Annotated in this window: 1 protein-coding gene (running past one end of the window); it reads right to left on the reverse strand. The window is 61.5% G+C overall.

Annotation, left to right across the window (positions count from 1 at the left end; all coding sequences use genetic code 11):
• Positions 1–18,203: the 5' portion of a hypothetical protein gene (locus APT63_19380; GenBank protein ID AMA47625.1), read on the reverse strand. The gene continues 15,409 nt to the left of window position 1, outside the view; the window shows 18,203 of its 33,612 coding nt (coding positions 1–18,203); its start codon is at positions 18,201–18,203; the stop codon falls past the left edge of the window.
• Positions 18,204–18,537: the final 334 nt, after the last annotated feature.

Here is an 18,537-nt window from a genome sequence, read left to right on the forward strand (position 1 = left end):
ACCGTGAAGGTCGCTGGCTGGTTCTCGGCCACGCTGGACTGGTCGGCGGTAATGCCGACGGTCAGCAAGTCACCACCGTTGTTGCCGCCTGGAGTACCTGGGTTACCAGGAGTACCCGGCTCGTCGGTCACGGTCGTGGTGCGAGTTTCATCACCCAGGGTCAGCTTCTCGAAGTTGTCACCGCCGCTGACCGAGGTCAGCTTGTTGACGATGTCAGTCTGGCCGCCAACGTAGGCGTCGTCTTTCACGACGATGGTTGCGGTGCCGGTGGTGCTGCCCGCAGGTACCTTGACCACGGTGCCGTCGGTCAAGGTGAAGGTCAGGCCGTTGTGGCCACTGACCGGCAAGCCTTGGGCATTAGTCAGGGTCACGGTATAGGTGACTTGGCCGCCTTCGGTGACGGTAGTCTTGTCAGCGGTCAGCGTGGCCACGACTTCGCTGGTGGTGTCGGTGATCTGCAGCGATGCCGGGGTGGTGCTCAGTTGCAGGTTCTCGAAGCCTTTGCCGCCGGCATCGACTGCATCCTGCACGCCCAGTTTCACGGTTTCGCCATCTTTGAAGACGTCGTCGCCTTGTGCAGCCAGGGTGTAGGTCGCCGTGGTCGCGCCCGCTTTCACAGTCACGGTATCGCCGTTGCTGAGGGTGACGTTGAGGTCGCGCTCCAGCGTGCGGTTGAGGGTGACGGTGAAGGTAGCCGGCTGATTCTCGGCAACACTCGTCTGATCGGCAATGATGCCGACAGTCAGCAGGTCACCACCGTTGTTGCCGCCTGGAGTACCTGGGTTACCAGGAGTACCCGGCTCGTCGGTCACGGTCGTGGTACGGGTTTCGTTACCGAGGGTCAGCTTCTCGAAGTTATCGCCACCGCTGACCGAGGTCAGCTTGTTGACAATGTCAGCCTGGCCGCCGACGTAGGCGTCGTCTTTCACGACGATGGTCGCTGTACCGGAGGTGTTGCCAGCTGGGACTTTGACCACGGTGCCGTCGGTCAAGGTGAAGGTTAGACCGGTATGGCCGCCGACCGGCAGACCTTGGGCGTTGGTCAGGGTCACGGTGTAGGTGACCTGGCCACCTTCATTAACGGTGGTCTTGTCAGCGGTCAGCGTCGCTATGACTTCACTGGTGGTGTCGGTGATCTGCAGCGTGGCCGGGGTAGTGCTCAGCTGCAGGTTCTCGAAGCCTTTGCCGCCTGCATCGACTGCGCTCTGTACGCCCAGGTTGATGGTTTCGCCGTCTTTGAAGACGTCGTCGCCTTGGGCTGCCAGGGTGTAGGTAGCAGTGGTCGCACCTGCTTTTACGGTCACAGTGTCACCGTTGCTGAGGGTGACGTTCAGGTCACGCTCCAGTGTGCGGTTGATCGCGACCGTGAAGGTCGCTGGCTGGTTCTCGGCTACGCTGGACTGGTCGACGGTAATGCCGACGGTCAGCAAGTCACCACCGTTGTTGCCGCCTGGAGTACCTGGGTTACCAGGAGTACCCGGCTCGTCGGTCACGGTCGTGGTGCGAGTTTCATCACCCAGGGTCAGCTTCTCGAAGTTGTCACCGCCGCTGACCGAGGTCAGCTTGTTGACGATGTCAGCCTGGCCGCCGACGTAGGCATCATCTTTCACCACGATGGTCGCGGTGCCGGAGGTGCTACCCGCAGGTACCTTGACCACGGTGCCATCGGTCAGGGTGAAGGTCAGGCCGTTGTGGCCACTGACCGGCAGACCTTGGGCGTTGGTCAGGGTCACGGTGTAGGTGACTTGGCCGCCTTCGGTGACGGTGGTCTTGTCAGCCGTCAGCGTGGCAATGACTTCGCTGGTGGTATCAGTGATCTGCAGCGATGCCGGGGTGGTGGTCAGCTGCAGGTTCTCGAAGCCTTTGCCGCCAGCATCGACTGCGCTCTGCACGCCCAGGTTGACGGTTTCGCCGTCTTTGAAGACGTCGTCGCCTTGGGCTGCCAGGGTGTAGGTAGCAGTGGTCGCGCCGGCTTTGACGGTCACAGTGTCGCCGTTGCTGAGGGTGACGTTCAGATCACGCTCCAACGTACGGTTGATCGTGACGGTGAAGGTCGCTGGCTGGTTTTCGTTGACGCTGGTCTGGTCAGCAGTGATGCCAACAGTCAGCAAGTCACCACCGTTGTTGCCGCCTGGGGTACCTGGGTTACCAGGAGTACCTGGCTCGTCGGTCACAGTTGTGGTGCGAGTTTCATCACCGAGGGTGAGTTTCTCGAAGTTGTCACCGCCGCTGACCGAGGTCAGCTTATTGACGATGTCAGCCTGGCCACCGACGTAGGCGTCGTCTTTCACGACGATGGTTGCGGTGCCGGTGGTGCTGCCGGCTGGGACTTTAACCACGGTGCCGTCGGTCAGGGTGAAGGTCAGGCCATTGTGGCCGCCGACCGGCAGACCTTGGGCGTTGGTCAGGGTCACGGTGTAGGTGACCTGGCCGCCTTCGGTGACTGTGGTCTTGTCGGCCGTCAGTGTGGCCACGACTTCGCTGGTGGTGTCATTGATCTGCAGCGATGCCGGGGTGGTGCTCAGTTGCAGGTTCTCGAAGTCTTTGCCGCCAGCATCGACGGCGCTCTGCACACCCAGGTTGACGGTTTCGCCGTCTTTGAAGACGTCGTCACCTTGAGCAGCCAGGGTGTAAGTCGCGGTGGTCGCACCCGCTTTAACGGTCACGGTATCGCCGTTGCTGAGGGTGACGTTCAGGTCACGCTCCAGTGTACGGTTGATCGTGACGGTGAAGGTCGCTGGCTGGTTCTCGTTGACGCTGGTCTGGTCGGCCGTGATGCCGACAGTGACCAGATCGCCGCCGTTCGAAGTACTAGTACCGCCTGGATTGCCAGGGGTGCCGGTCTCGTCGGTGACGGTCGTGGTACGGGTTTCGCCACCCAGGGTCAGCTTCTCGAAGTTGTCACCGCCGCTGACCGAGACCAGCTTGTTGACGATGTCGGCCTGGCCACCGGTGTACACGTCGTCCTTCGCCACGATGGTCGCGGTGCCGGAGGTGCTGCCCGCAGGTACCTTGACCACGGTGCCATCGGTCAGGGTGAAGGTCAGGCCATTATGACCAGCCACTGGCAGACCTTGGGCGTTGGTCAGGGTCACGGTGTAGGTGACTTGGCCGCCTTCGGTAACGGTGGCCTTGTCAGCGGTCAGCGTCGCCACGACTTCGCTAGTGGTGTCGGTGATCTGCAGCGATGCCGGGGTGTTGCTCAGCTGCAGGTTCTCGAAGCCTTTGCCGCCAGCATCGACTGCGCTCTGCACGCCCAGGTTGACGGTTTCGCCGTCTTTGAAGACGTCGTCGCCTTGGGCTGCCAGGGTGTAGGTAGCAGTGGTCGCACCTGCTTTTACGGTCACAGTGTCACCGTTGCTGAGGGTGACGTTGAGGTCACGTTCCAGCGTACGGTTGAGGGTGACAGTGAAGGTCGCTGGCTGGTTCTCGGCAACGCTTGGCTGGTCGGCAGTAATGCCGACAGTCACGAGATCACCGTTATTGGTGCTGCCTGGGGTCCCTGGGTTGCCCGGGGTACCTGGCTCGTCGGTCACATTGGTAGTCACATAACCGGAAGTCGACAGCTTCTCGAAGACATTGCCGCCGGTGATGCCAGTGATGGACTTGGCGATGGTGCCCTGCCCACCGACATAGACATCGTCAGCCGTGGTCAGCACGTAGCTACCACTTGCCTTGCCAGCCTCGATGGTGACGACGCCGCCACCTTCCAGCGTGAAGGTCATGCCTTTATGGCCGGTGACTGGCAAGCCATCCTTGCTGATCAGGGTCACGGTATAGGTGATCTGACCGCCTTCGGTGACGGTGGTCTTGTCGGCCGTCAGTGTGGCTACGACTTCGTTAATGGTGTCGGTGATCTGCAGCGATGCCGGAGTGGTGCTCAGTTGCAGGTTCTCGAAGCCTTTGCCGCCAGCATCGACTGCACTCTGCACGCCCAGCTTCACGGTTTCGCCATCTTTGAAGACGTCGTCGCCTTGTGCAGCCAGGGTGTAGGTAGCAGTGGTCGCACCGGCTTTCACGGTCACAGTATCGCCGTTGCTGAGGGTGACGTTCAGGTCACGTTCCAGCGTGCGGTTGATCGTAACGGTGAAGGTTGCAGGCTGATTCTCGGCAACGCTCGACTGGTCGGCAGTGATGCCAACAGTCAGCAGATCACCACCGTTGTTGCCGCCCGGAGTACCTGGGTTACCAGGGGTGCCCGGCTCGTCGGTAACGGTCGTGGTGCGAGTCTCATCACCGAGGGTCAGCTTCTCGAAGTTGTCACCGCCGCTGACCGAGGTCAGCTTGTTGACGATGTCAGCCTGACCGCCGACGTAGGCGTCGTCTTTCACCACGATGGTCGCGGTGCCGGAGGTGCTGCCTGCCGGGACTTTGACCACGGTGCCATCGGTCAAGGTGAAGGTCAGGCCGGTATGGCCGCCAACTGGCAGACCTTGAGCATTGGTCAGGGTCACGGTGTAAGTGACCTGACCGCCTTCGGTGACGGTGGTCTTGTCGGCCGTCAGCGTCGCCACGACTTCGCTGGTGGTGTCGGTGATCTGCAGCGTCGCCGGGGTGGTGCTCAGTTGCAGGTTCTCGAAGCCCTTGCCGCCGGCATCAACTGCGCTCTGCACACCCAGGTTGACGGTTTCGCCGTCTTTGAAGACATCGTCGCCTTGAGCCGCCAGAGTGTAAGTAGCAGTGGTCGCGCCCGCTTTGACGGTCACAGTGTCGCCGTTGCTGAGGGTGACGTTCAGGTCACGTTCCAGCGTGCGGTTGATCGTAACGGTGAAGGTTGCAGGCTGATTCTCGGCAACGCTGGTCTGGTCGGCAGTGATGCCAACGGTCAGCAGGTCACCACCGTTATTGCCGCCTGGGTTACCAGGAGTACCCGGCTCGTCGGTCACGGTCGTGGTACGGGTTTCGTTACCGAGGGTCAGCTTCTCGAAGTTGTCACCGCCGCTGACCGAGGTCAGCTTGTTGACGATGTCAGCCTGGCCGCCGACGTAAGCGTCGTCTTTCACCACGATGGTTGCGGTGCCGGTGGTGCTGCCCGCAGGTACCTTGACCACGGTGCCGTCGGTCAAGGTGAAGGTCAGGCCGTTGTGGCCACCGACCGGCAAGCCTTGGGCATTGGTCAGGGTCACGGTATAGGTGACTTGGCCGCCCTCGGTAACGGTGGCCTTGTCAGCCGTCAGCGTGGCAATGACTTCGCTGGTGGTGTCGGTGATCTGCAGCGATGCCGGCGTGGTGCTCAGTTGCAGGTTCTCGAAGCCTTTGCCGCCAGCATCGACAGCGCTCTGCACGCCCAGCTTCACGGTTTCGCCGTCTTTGAAGACGTCGTCGCCTTGTGCGGCCAGGGTGTAGGTCGCCGTAGTCGCGCCGGCTTTGACAGTCACGGTAGCGCCGTTGCTGAGGGTGACGTTGAGGTCACGCTCCAGCGTGCGGTTGAGGGTGACGGTAAAGGTCGCCGGCTGATTCTCGGCAACGCTTGGCTGGTCAGCCGTAATGCCGACAGTGACCAGATCGCCGCCGTTCGAAGTGCCAGTACCGCCTGGATTGCCGGGGGTACCCGGCTCGTCGGTGACAGTCGTGGTGCGGGTTTCGCCGCCCAGGGTCAGCTTCTCGAAGTTATCGCCGCCGCTGACCGAAACCAGCTTGTTGACGATGTCCGCTTGACCGCCGGTGTACACGTCGTCATTTGCCACGATGGTTGCAGTACCAGTGGTACTGCCAGCCGAGACCTTGACCACGGTGCCATCGGTCAAGGTGAAGGTCAGGCCGTTGTGGCCGCTGACCGGCAGGCCTTGGGCGTTGGTCAGGGTCACGGTGTAAGTGACCTGGCCGCCTTCGGTGACGGTAGTCTTGTCGGCCGTCAGCGTCGCCACGACTTCACTGATGGTATCGGCGATCTGCACCGTGGCAGGCCCGCTGAGCTGCAAGTCTTCGAAGGTGCGTCCGTCGACTGCCGCATCCTGGACGCCAACAGTCACCGATCCGGCATCCTTGAAGACGTCGTCGCCTTGGGCATCGACGCGATAGGTCGCCTCAGTCTTGCCTGCTGCAATGACGACCTTGTCGCCATTGCTTAGGGTGACGGTAAGATCACGATCCAGCGCCTGGTTCACACGTACGGTGAAGGCCGGCTGCTGATCTTCGGTGACATTGCCATTGCTGACGATGGAAACAGTCACCGTGTCGACGGTGTCGTTGACCGTCGTGCTGACAGGTGTTTTGTCCGGCACCACGCTTTCGAAATTGCCGCCGGACGTGCCGACGATGCTGGTGGTGACGACCGGATTATCGGTGTAGACGTTGTTCGGAGCCGTGTAATCCACCGAAGCCGAGCTTGAGCCGACTGGAATGGTGATGGTCTGACCATTGGCAAGCGTTACGACCAGGGGCGATTCGGTCACAGGTGCCGTGATGCTGGCGGTGTAGGTGATGACACCGCCTTCGGTGACCGATGGGGTCGCCGTCAGCGTCACGGTGCTGATGTCGATGGTATCGGTCACGGCAGTGACTGCTGGCGTGCCGTTGATTGCCAGGTTTTCAAAGTTGCCGCCGGTGGCAGTGGTGATAGTCGCATTGACCGAACCGGCGTCGATGTACGGGTCATCACCAGGGGCTGCAACTGTGATACTGCCTGCGGTCTGACCTGCGGCGATGGTGATTACCGAGCCGTTGCTCAAGGTCACGCTAACTGGCGTCTGCGCAGCATTGGTCAGGGTCGCGGTATAGACGATCTGACCACCTTCGGCCACGGTCGGCGTCGCGCTCAGCGCAACGGTCGTGGTGTCGTTGGTGCCTGGGCCATCGGTGACGGTGGTGCTTGGCGTGCCCGCAGCGACCAGCTTCTCGTAGTTACCGCCACTGACGTCAGTGATGCTGTTGGTTACAGCCGGATTGGTGGCGTACACGTTGTCGGGGGCGGTGAAGTTCACCGAGCCCGAGCTTGCACCGACCGGGATCATGATGGTCTGGCCGTTGGCCAGGGTCACGACCAGCGGAGCTTCAGTTACCGGCGCAGTGACGCTCGCGGTGTAGGTAATCACGCCGCCTTCGGTCACCGATGGGGTCGCGGTCAGCGTCAACGTCGAAGTATCGATAGTGTCGGTGACAGCAGTCACTGCTGGGGTGCTGCTAACAGCCAAGTTCTCGAAGTTGCCGCCGGTGGCGCCGGTGATAGTTGTGCTGACAGAGCCCGCATCGATATATGGATCATCACCAGGCGCTGCAACCGTAATGCTGCCCGCGGTCTGACCTGCGGCAATGGTGATTACCGAGCCGTTGCTCAAAGTCACACTAACTGGCGTCTGTGCAGCGTTGGTCAGGGTCGCCGTGTAAACGATCTGGCCACCCTCGGCCACGGTCGGCGTCGCGCTCAGCGCTACAGTCGTCGTGGTGCTGGTACCTGGGCCATCGGTCACGGTGGTGCTCGGTGTACCGGCAGTCACCAGGTTTTCGTAGTTGCCGCCGCTGGTGGTCGTGATGCTGTTAGTCACAGGCGGATTGGTGGCGTACACGTTGTCCGGCGCGGTGAAGTTCACCGAGCCCGAGCTGGCCCCGACCGGGATGGTGATGGTCTGGCCGTTGGCCAGGGTCACGACCAGCGGAGCTTCGGTAACGGGTGCAGTCACGCTCGCGGTGTAGGTGATCACACCGCCTTCGGTCACCGATGGTGTGGCCGTCAGGGTTACCGTCGAAGTGTCGATGGTGTCGGTAACAGCAGTCACTGCTGGCGTGCCATTGATCGCCAGATTCTCGAAGTTGCCACCCGTGGCACCGGTGATGGTCGCATTGACCGAGCCGGCATCGATGTATGGATCGTCGCTAGGTGCAGCGACGTTCACAGAGCCGGAAGTCTGCCCTGCAGCAATGGTAATGACCGAGCCATTGCTCAAGGTTACGCTAACTGGCGTCTGAGCAGCGTTGGTCAGGGTCGCGGTGTAAACGATCTGGCCGCCTTCGGCCACGGTCGGCGTCGCGCTCAGCGCTACAGTCGTGGTGTCGTTGGTGCCTGGGCCATCGGTGACGGTGGTGCTTGGCGTGCCCGCAGCGACCAGCTTCTCGTAGTTACCGCCACTGACGTCAGTGATGCTGTTGGTTACAGCCGGATTGGTGGCGTACACGTTGTCGGGGGCGGTGAAATTCACCGAGCCCGAGCTTGCACCGACCGGGATCGTGATGGTCTGGCCGTTGGCCAGGGTCACGACTAGCGGAGCCTCGGTGACGGGAGCAGTCACGCTAGCGGTATAGGTAATTACGCCGCCTTCGGTAACCGATGGGGTCGCAGTCAGCGTCACCGTCGAAGTATCGATAGTGTCAGTGACAGCAGTCACTGCTGGTGTGCCGTTGACCGCCAGGTTCTCAAAGTTGCCGCCGGTGGCACCGGTAATGGTCGCATTGACCGAACCAGCATCGATGTATGGATCGTCGCCAGGCGCTGCAACCGTGATGCTGCCTGCGGTCTGGCCAGCCGCGATGGTGATTACCGAGCCATTGCTCAAGGTCACGCTAACCGGAGTCTGAGCCGCATTGGTCAGAGTCGCGGTGTAGACGATCTGACCACCTTCGGCCACGGTCGGCGTCGCGCTCAGCGCTACGGTCGTCGTGGTGTTGGTGCCTGGGCCATCGGTCACGGTAGTGCTTGGCGTACCGGCGCTGACCAGATTTTCGTAATTGCCGCCGCTGGTGGCCGTGATGCTGTTGGTCACAGGCGGATTGGTGGCATACACGTTGTCTGGCGCGGTGAAGTTCACCGAGCCTGAGCTTGCACCGACCGGGATCGTGATGGTTTGGCCATTGGCCAGGGTCACGACCAGTGGAGCTTCGGTAACGGGTGCAGTCACGCTAGCGGTATAGGTAATTACGCCGCCTTCGGTAACCGATGGGGTCGCAGTCAGCGTCACCGTCGAAGTATCGATAGTATCAGTGACAGCAGTCACTGCTGGTGTGCCGCTGACAGCCAGATTCTCGAAGTTGCCGCCGGTGGCACCGGTAATGGTCGCGTTGACCGAACCGGCATCGATGTACGGGTCATCGCCAGGCGCTGCAACCGTGATGCTGCCTGCGGTTTGACCTGCGGCGATCGTGATCACCGAGCCATTGCTCAAGGTTACGCTAACTGGCGTCTGAGCCGCATTGGTCAGGGTGGCGGTGTAGACGATCTGGCCGCCTTCGGCCACGGTTGGCGTGGCAGTCAGGGCAACAGTTGTAGTGGTGCTGGTACCTGGGCCGTCAGTGACGGTGGTGCTTGGTGCACCGGCAGTGACTAGGTTTTCGTAATTACCGCCGCTGGTGGCCGTGATGCTGTTGGTCACAGGCGGATTGGTGGCGTACACGTTGTCTGGGGCGGTGAAGTTCACCGAGCCCGAGCTGGCGCCGACTGGGATCGTAATGGTCTGGCCGTTGGCCAAGGTCACGACCAGCGGCGCCTCGGTAACCGGAGCAGTAACGCTGGCGGTGTAGGTAATCACACCCCCTTCGGTCACCGATGGTGTGGCCGTCAGGGTTACCGTTGAAGTGTCGATGGTGTCGGTGACAGCAGTTACTGCTGGCGCGCCATTGACTGCCAGATTCTCGAAGTTGCCACCGGTAGCGCCAGTGATAGTCGTGCTGACAGAGCCCGCATCGATATACGGATCATCACCAGGTGCTGCAACCGTGATGCTGCCTGCAGTTTGACCTGCCGCAATCGTGATGACCGAGCCATTGCTCAAGGTCACGCTAACGGGCGTCTGCGCAGCATTGGTCAGCGTTGCGGTGTAAACGATCTGGCCGCCTTCAGCCACGGTTGGCGTGGCAGTCAGGGCAACAGTTGTAGTGGTGCTGGTACCTGGGCCGTCAGTGACGGTGGTGCTTGGTGCACCGGCAGTGACTAGGTTTTCGTAATTACCGCCGCTGGTGGCCGTGATGCTGTTGGTCACAGGCGGATTGGTGGCGTACACGTTGTCTGGGGCGGTGAAGTTCACCGAGCCCGAGCTGGCGCCGACCGGGATCGTGATGGTCTGGCCGTTGGCCAGGGTCACGACCAGCGGCGCCTCGGTAACCGGAGCAGTCACGCTAGCGGTATAGGTAATCACGCCGCCTTCGGTAACCGATGGGGTCGCAGTCAGCGTCACCGTCGAAGTATCGATAGTGTCAGTGACAGCAGTCACTGCTGGTGTGCCGTTGACCGCCAGATTCTCGAAGTTGCCGCCGCTGGCACCGGTAATGGTCGCGTTGACCGAACCGGCGTCGATGTATGGATCGTCACTAGGCGCAGCTACGTTCACCGAACCAGAGGTCTGACCTGCAGCAATCGTAATGACCGAGCCATTGCTCAAGGTCACGCTAACCGGAGTCTGAGCTGCATTGGTCAAGGTCGCGGTATAGACGATCTGACCACCTTCGGCCACGGTTGGCGTCGCGCTCAGCGCTACGGTCGTCGTGGTGCTGGTACCTGGGCCATCGGTCACGGTGGTGCTTGGTGTGCCGGCAGTGGCCAGGTTTTCGTAGTTGCCGCCGCTGGTGGCCGTAATGCTGTTGGTCACAGGCGGATTAGTGGCATACACGTTGTCTGGCGCGGTGAAGTTCACCGAGCCCGAGCTGGCGCCGACCGGGATCGTGATGGTCTGGCCGTTGGCCAGGGTCACGACCAGCGGCGCCTCGGTAACCGGAGCAGTCACGCTAGCGGTATAGGTAATCACGCCGCCTTCGGTAACCGATGGGGTCGCAGTCAGCGTCACCGTCGAAGTATCGATAGTGTCAGTGACAGCAGTCACTGCTGGTGTGCCGTTGACCGCCAGATTCTCGAAGTTGCCGCCGCTGGCACCGGTAATGGTCGCGTTGACCGAACCGGCGTCGATGTATGGATCGTCACTAGGCGCAGCTACGTTCACCGAACCAGAGGTCTGACCTGCAGCAATCGTAATGACCGAGCCATTGCTCAAGGTCACGCTAACCGGAGTCTGAGCTGCATTGGTCAAGGTCGCGGTATAGACGATCTGACCACCTTCGGCCACGGTTGGCGTCGCGCTCAGCGCTACAGTCGTCGTGGTGCTGGTGCCTGGACCATCGGTCACGGTGGTGCTCGGTGTACCGGCAGTCACCAGGTTTTCGTAATTGCCGCCGCTGGTAGCCGTGATGCTGTTGGTCACAGGCGGATTAGTGGCATACACGTTGTCTGGCGCGGTGAAGTTCACCGAGCCCGAGCTTGCACCGACCGGGATCGTGATGGTCTGGCCGTTGGCCAAGGTCACGATCAGCGGGGCTTCAGTTACCGGAGCAGTGACGCTGGCAGTGTAAGTAATCACGCCGCCTTCAGTGACCGACGGAGTCGCCGTCAGCGTGACGGTGCTGGTGTCGATGGTGTCGGTTACAGCAGTGACTGCTGGCGTGCCATTGACCGCCAGGTTCTCGAAGTTGCCGCCAGTGGCGCCGGTAATGGTCGCGTTGACGGAACCGGCATCGATGTACGGGTCATCACCAGGGGCTGCAACTGTGATGCTGCCTGCGGTCTGACCAGCTGCGATGGTAATGACCGAGCCGTTGCTCAAGGTCACGCTAACTGGCGTCTGCGCAGCATTGGTCAGGGTCGCGGTGTAGACGATCTGGCCGCCCTCGGCCACGGTCGGTGTGGCGCTCAGCGCTACAGTCGTCGTGGTGCTGGTGCCTGGACCATCGGTCACGGTGGTGCTCGGTGTACCGGCAGTCACCAGGTTTTCGTAATTGCCGCCGCTGGTAGCCGTGATGCTGTTGGTCACAGGCGGATTAGTGGCATACACGTTGTCTGGCGCGGTGAAGTTCACCGAGCCCGAGCTTGCACCGACCGGGATCGTGATGGTCTGGCCGTTGGCCAAGGTCACGATCAGCGGGGCTTCAGTTACCGGAGCAGTGACGCTGGCAGTGTAAGTAATCACGCCGCCTTCAGTGACCGACGGAGTCGCCGTCAGCGTGACGGTGCTGGTGTCGATGGTGTCGGTTACAGCAGTGACTGCTGGCGTGCCATTGACCGCCAGGTTCTCGAAGTTGCCGCCAGTGGCGCCGGTAATGGTCGCGTTGACGGAACCGGCATCGATGTACGGGTCATCACCAGGGGCTGCAACTGTGATGCTGCCTGCGGTCTGACCAGCTGCGATGGTAATGACCGAGCCGTTGCTCAAGGTCACGCTAACTGGCGTCTGCGCAGCATTGGTCAGGGTCGCGGTGTAGACGATCTGGCCGCCCTCGGCCACGGTCGGTGTGGCGCTCAGCGCTACAGTCGTCGTGGTGCTGGTGCCTGGACCATCGGTCACGGTGGTGCTCGGTGTACCGGCAGTCACCAGGTTTTCGTAATTGCCGCCGCTGGTAGCCGTGATGCTGTTGGTCACAGGCGGATTAGTGGCATACACGTTGTCTGGCGCGGTGAAGTTCACCGAGCCCGAGCTTGCACCGACCGGGATCGTGATGGTCTGGCCGTTGGCCAAGGTCACGATCAGCGGGGCTTCAGTTACCGGAGCAGTGACGCTGGCAGTGTAAGTAATCACGCCGCCTTCAGTGACCGACGGAGTCGCCGTCAGCGTGACGGTGCTGGTGTCGATGGTGTCGGTTACAGCAGTGACTGCTGGCGTGCCATTGACCGCCAGGTTCTCGAAGTTGCCGCCAGTGGCGCCGGTAATGGTCGCGTTGACGGAACCGGCATCGATGTACGGGTCATCACCAGGGGCTGCAACTGTGATGCTGCCTGCGGTCTGACCAGCTGCGATGGTAATGACCGAGCCGTTGCTCAAGGTCACGCTAACTGGCGTCTGGGCCGCGTTGGTCAGGGTCGCGGTGTAGACGATCTGGCCACCTTCGGCCACGGTTGGCGTGGCCGTCAGCGCCACGGTCGTCGTGGTGCTGGTGCCTGGACCATCGGTCACGATAGTGCTCGGGGTGCCGGCAGTAACCAGGTTTTCGTAGTTGCCGCCGCTGGTGGCCGTGATGCTGTTGGTCACAGGCGGATTAGTGGCGTACACGTTGTCTGGCGCGGTGAAGTTCACCGAGCCCGAGCTGGCACCAACTGGGATGGTAATGGTCTGGCCGTTAGCCAGAGTCACGACCAGCGGAGCCTCGGTAACCGGCGCAGTGACGCTCGCGGTATAGGTGATCACACCGCCTTCGGTAACCGATGGGGTCGCGGTCAGGGTTACCGTCGAAGTATCGATCGTGTCAGTGACAGCAGTCACTGCTGGCGTGCCGTTGACTGCCAGATTCTCGAAGTTGCCGCCGGTGGCACCAGTAATGGTCGCATTGACCGAACCGGCGTCGATGTACGGGTCATCACCAGGCGCAGCCACGTTCACCGAACCAGAAGTCTGTCCTGCGGCGATGGTAATCACCGAGCCATTGCTCAAGGTCACGCTAACCGGGGTCTGCGCAGCATTGGTCAGGGTCGCGGTATAGACGATCTGGCCGCCTTCAGCCACGGTCGGCGTGGCAGTCAGAGCAACTGTCGTCGTCGTGCTGGTGCCTGGGCCATCGGTCACGGTGGTGCTTGGTGTGCCGGCAGTGGCCAGGTTTTCGTAGTTGCCGCCGCTGGTGGCGGTAATGCTGTTGGTCACAGGCGGATTGGTGGCGTACACGTTGTCCGGCGCAGTGAAGTTCACCGAGCCCGAGCTGGCACCGACTGGGATGGTAATGGTCTGGCCGTTGGCCAGAGTCACGACCAGCGGAGCCTCGGTAACCGGAGCAGTCACGCTGGCGGTGTAAGTAATCACACCGCCTTCAATGACCGACGGAGTCGCCGTCAGCGTGACGGTGCTGGTGTCGATGGTGTCGGTGACAGCAGTGACTGCTGGCGTGCCGTTGACCGCCAGGTTCTCGAAGTTGCCGCCGGTGGCGCCGGTAATGGTCGCGTTGACGGAACCGGCATCGATGTACGGATCGTCGCCAGGCGCAGCCACATTCACCGAACCAGAAGTCTGGCCAGCTGCGATGGTAATGACCGAGCCATTGCTCAAGGTCACGCTAACTGGAGTCTGAGCAGCGTTGGTCAGAGTCGCGGTGTAGACGATCTGGCCACCTTCGGCCACGGTTGGCGTGGCCGTCAGCGCCACGGTCGTCGTAGTGCTGGTACCTGGGCCATCGGTCACGGTAGTGCTCGGGGTGCCGGCAGTGACCAGGTTTTCGTAGTTGCCGCCGCTGGTGGCCGTGATGCTGTTGGTCACAGGCGGATTGGTGGCGTACACGTTGTCCGGTGCGGTGAAGTTCACCGAACCCGAGCTGGCGCCGACCGGGATCGTGATGGTCTGGCCGTTGGCCAGAGTCACGACCAGTGGAGCTTCGGTAACCGGCGCAGTCACACTGGCAGTGTAAGTAATCACGCCGCCTTCAGTGACCAACGGAGTCGCGGTCAGCGTGACGGTGCTGGTGTCGATGGTGTCGGTTACAGCAGTGACTGCTGGCGTCCCATTGACCGCCAGGTTCTCGAAGTTGCCGCCGGTGGCACCGGTAATGGTCGCATTGACCGAACCAGCATCGATGTACGGATCGTCGCTAGGTGCTGCAACCGTGATGCTGCCTGCGGTTTGACCTGCAGCGATCGTGATCACCGAGCCGTTGCTCAAGGTCACGGTCACTGGCGTCTGCGCAGCATTGGTCAGAGTTGCGGTGTAGACGATCTGACCGCCTTCGGCCACGGTTGGCGTGGCCGTCAGCGCCACGGTCGTAGTCGTGCTGGTGCCTGGGCCATCGGTGACGGTAGTGCTTGGTGCACCGGCAGTCACCAGGTTTTCGTAGTTGCCACCGCTAACGCCAGTGATGCTGTTGGTTACAGGCGGATTGGTAGCGTAGATGTTGTCCGGCGCGGTTGCATCGACGGTGCCAGAGGACTGGCCGACCGGAATGGTGATGGTTTGGCCGTTGGCCAGGGTTACAACCAACGGTGCTTCGGTGACGGGCGCAGTGACGCTCGCGGTGTAGGTAATCACACCACCTTCAGTGACCGACGGAGTCGCCGTCAGCGTGACGGTGCTGGTGTCGATGGTGTCGGTGACAGCAGTCACCGCTGGCGTACCATTGACTGCCAGATTTTCGAAGTTGCCGCCGGTGGCACCAGTAATGGTCGCATTGACCGAACCGGCGTCGATGTATGGATCGTCACCTGGCGCTGCAACGTTCACCGAGCCGGAGGTCTGTCCTGCAGCAATAGTAATGACTGAGCCATTGCTCAAAGTCACAGTCACTGGCGTCTGGGCAGCATTGGTCAGAGTCGCGATGTAAACGATCTGACCGCCTTCGGCCACGGTTGGCGTGGCAGTCAGCGCCACGGTCGTCGTGGTGTTGGTACCTGGGCCATCGGTCACGGTAGTGCTCGGGGTGCCTGCAGTCACCAGGTTTTCGTAGTTGCCACCGCTAACGCCAGTGATGCTGTTGGTCACAGGCGGATTGGTAGCGTAGATGTTGTCCGGCGCGGTCGCATCGACGGTGCCGGAGGACTGGCCAACCGGAATGGTGATGGTCTGGCCGTTAGCCAGGGTCACGACCAAGGCCGAGCCAGTGACTGGGGCAGTCACGCTGGCAGTGTAGGTGATCACGCCGCCCTCAGTGACCGACGGAGTCGCGGTCAGCGTGACAGTGCTGGTATCGATGGTATCGGTAACCGACGTCACCGCCGGGGTGCCATCGACCGCCAAGTTCTCGAAGTTGCCGCCGGTGGCACCGGTAATGGTCGCATTGACCGAACCGGCGTCGATGTACGGGTCATCGCCAGGTGCTGCAACCGTGATACTGCCTGCGGTCTGGCCAGCCGCGATGGTGATCACCGAGCCGTTGCTCAAGGTCACGGTCACTGGCGTCTGCGCAGCATTGGTCAGCGTCGCGGTGTAGACGATCTGGCCGCCTTCGGCCACGATCGGCGTAGCAGTCAGCGCTACGGTCGTGGTGGTGCTGGTGCCTGGGCCATCGGTCACGGTAGTGCTTGGCGTACCGGCGCTGACTAGGTTTTCGTAGTTGCCACCGCTAACGCCAGCGATGCTGTTAGTTACAGGCGGATTGGTGGCATAGATGTTGTCCGGCGCGGTCGCATCGACGGTGCCGGAGGACTGGCCGACCGGAATGGTAATGGTCTGGCCGTTTGCCAGGGTCACGACCAAGGCCGAGCCAGTGACTGGCGCAGTCACGCTGGCCGTGTAGGTAATCACGCCGCCTTCAGTGACCGACGGCGTCGCCGTCAGCGTGACGGTGCTGGTGTCGATGGTATCGGTCACGGCAGTCACTGCTGGCGTGCCATCGACCACCAGGTTCTCGAAGTTGCCGCCAGTGGCACCAGTAATGGTCGCATTGACCGAACCGGCATCGATGTACGGATCGTCGCCAGGCGCTGCAACCGTGATACTGCCTGCGGTTTGACCCGCGGCGATCGTGATCACCGAGCCGTTGCTCAAGGTCACGCTAACCGGAGTCTGAGCCGCATTGGTCAGGGTCGCGGTGTAGACGATCTGGCCACCTTCAGCCACGGTCGGCGTGGCAGTCAGGGCAACAGTTGTGGTGGTGCTAGTGCCGGGACCATCGGTGACAGTGGTGCTTGGTGCACCGGCAGTCACCAGGTTTTCGTAGTTGCCACCGCTAACGCCAGTGATGCTGTTAGTTACAGGCGGATTGGTCGCATAGATGTTGTCCGGCGCGGTCGCATCGACGGTGCCGGAGGACTGGCCGACCGGAATGGTGATGGTCTGGCCGTTTGCCAGGGTCACGACCAAGGCCGAGCCAGTGACCGGCGCAGTCACGCTGGCCGTGTAGGTAATAACGCCGCCTTCGGTGACCGACGGCGTCGCCGTCAGTGTGACGGTGCTGGTATCGATGGTATCGGTGACGGCAGTCACTGCTGGCGTGCCATCGACCGCCAGGTTCTCGAAGTTGCCGCCAGTGGCACCAGTAATGGTCGCATTGACCGAACCGGCGTCGATGTATGGATCGTCGCCAGGCGCTGCCACCGTGATACTGCCTGCGGTCTGACCAGCCGCGATGGTGATGACCGAGCCATTGCTCAAGGTCACGCTCATGGGCGTCTGAGCCGCGTTGGTCAGCGTCGCGGTATAGACGATCTGACCGCCTTCGGCCACCGTGGGCGTGGCGGTCAGGGTCAAGGTGGTCGTGTCGATCGCATCGTTGATCACCGTCTGCGCTGCAGTCGGGTCGATGGCCAGATCTTCGAAGTTGCCGCCGGAAGCAGCGGTGATCGTGGTGCTCACCGTCGTGCTGCCTGCGTATACGTCATTGCCAGTCTGGAAGTCGACGCTGGCACTGCTGGCGCCAGCAGCGATGGTCAACGTCTGCCCATTGGACAAGGTGACGGACACTGGCGTCTGTGCAGGGTTGTTGAGCGAGACGGTATAGGTGATCGCACCGCCTTCAGTCACGCTTGGGGTAGCAGTCAAGGTAAGGGTCGTGGTGTCGATGGTATCGACTACCTGCGTCACGGCCGGGGTCTGGTCGGCCGTCACGGTCAGGCCACCACCGGTGGTGCCGGTGATCGTGGCCGAGATGTCGCGTGGGTCGATGTAGACCGTGTCATTGGCCGCCACATCGACATTCACGGTGCCTGCCGTCTGCCCGGCAGCGATCACGATCACCGCGCCATTGGACAGTGTGACGGTCAGGTCGGACGTCGGCGCCTGGCCAACGATCGCGGTATAGACGATGACGCCGCCTGCTTCGCTGATCGAGGGCGTAGCGCTCAGGACGACAGTCGTCGAGCCACCACCGCCCGTGTCCGTTGCAGTTGCCGCGTTCGTCGTGTTCACACCACCGACAGGTGGGGTCGGCTGGCCGAATTCGCTGCCGATCGGACCCGTAGGGAAACCGACCGTCGGATCCACGACGCCTGCGGTTTCTTGGTTGATCACGAACGTGTGACCACCGCCGGCCTCACCGCCGCCTGCAGCCGTCGGGCCTGCAGCTGGCGCTTCGAGATCGACCGTCGGGTCGGCACCGGCAGCGATGGCTTGTTGCAGTTCCTCGACCGAAGGCGCTGCCTGGGCCGTTGCCTCGGAAAGGTCCGTGCTGCTATCTGGCGTATCGGCGCTCCACTGGGAGTCCCGGCCCAGGTCCAACATGCGCCCATCGGCCAGCTCGAGCGTGATGGCTCCGCCAGGCCCGGTGAGCACCTGCTCGCCTGCGAACAAGCGGTCCCCTTCCACCAGCACACGCCGGATGCCCTCGGGGGAAACTGCGACCACTTGACCGACGACGCTTTTGACGATGGCAACGACACTGCTCATTGAGGACTCTCCGGGTACCGATTCGGTTGCTTCCATGCACACCGATCGTACGAGACGGTTGTTCGATGGAATGCTTCATGAGGTGGACAATGTTTTGGCGTCAAACTATTGTCTATAGCGCAAAACTATCGCCACCTTAGCCAAACTATTGACCTAATTTGCCAATCCTAAACAATCAGCAAAATAATGTCACATTGATATTTTCACAGAAGGGCAAGCCCCTGATGTATGGCAAAAAATGGATGTTTCACATGGGCTTCCAGCGATTTCAAACTGTCGTTTCACAGCCCTCGTCATTCTGAACGCGCATGATTTTCAACACCTGTCACCAAAG

The sequence above is a fragment of the Pseudomonas monteilii genome (assembly GCA_001534745.1).
Taxonomy (GTDB): domain Bacteria; phylum Pseudomonadota; class Gammaproteobacteria; order Pseudomonadales; family Pseudomonadaceae; genus Aquipseudomonas; species Aquipseudomonas alabamensis.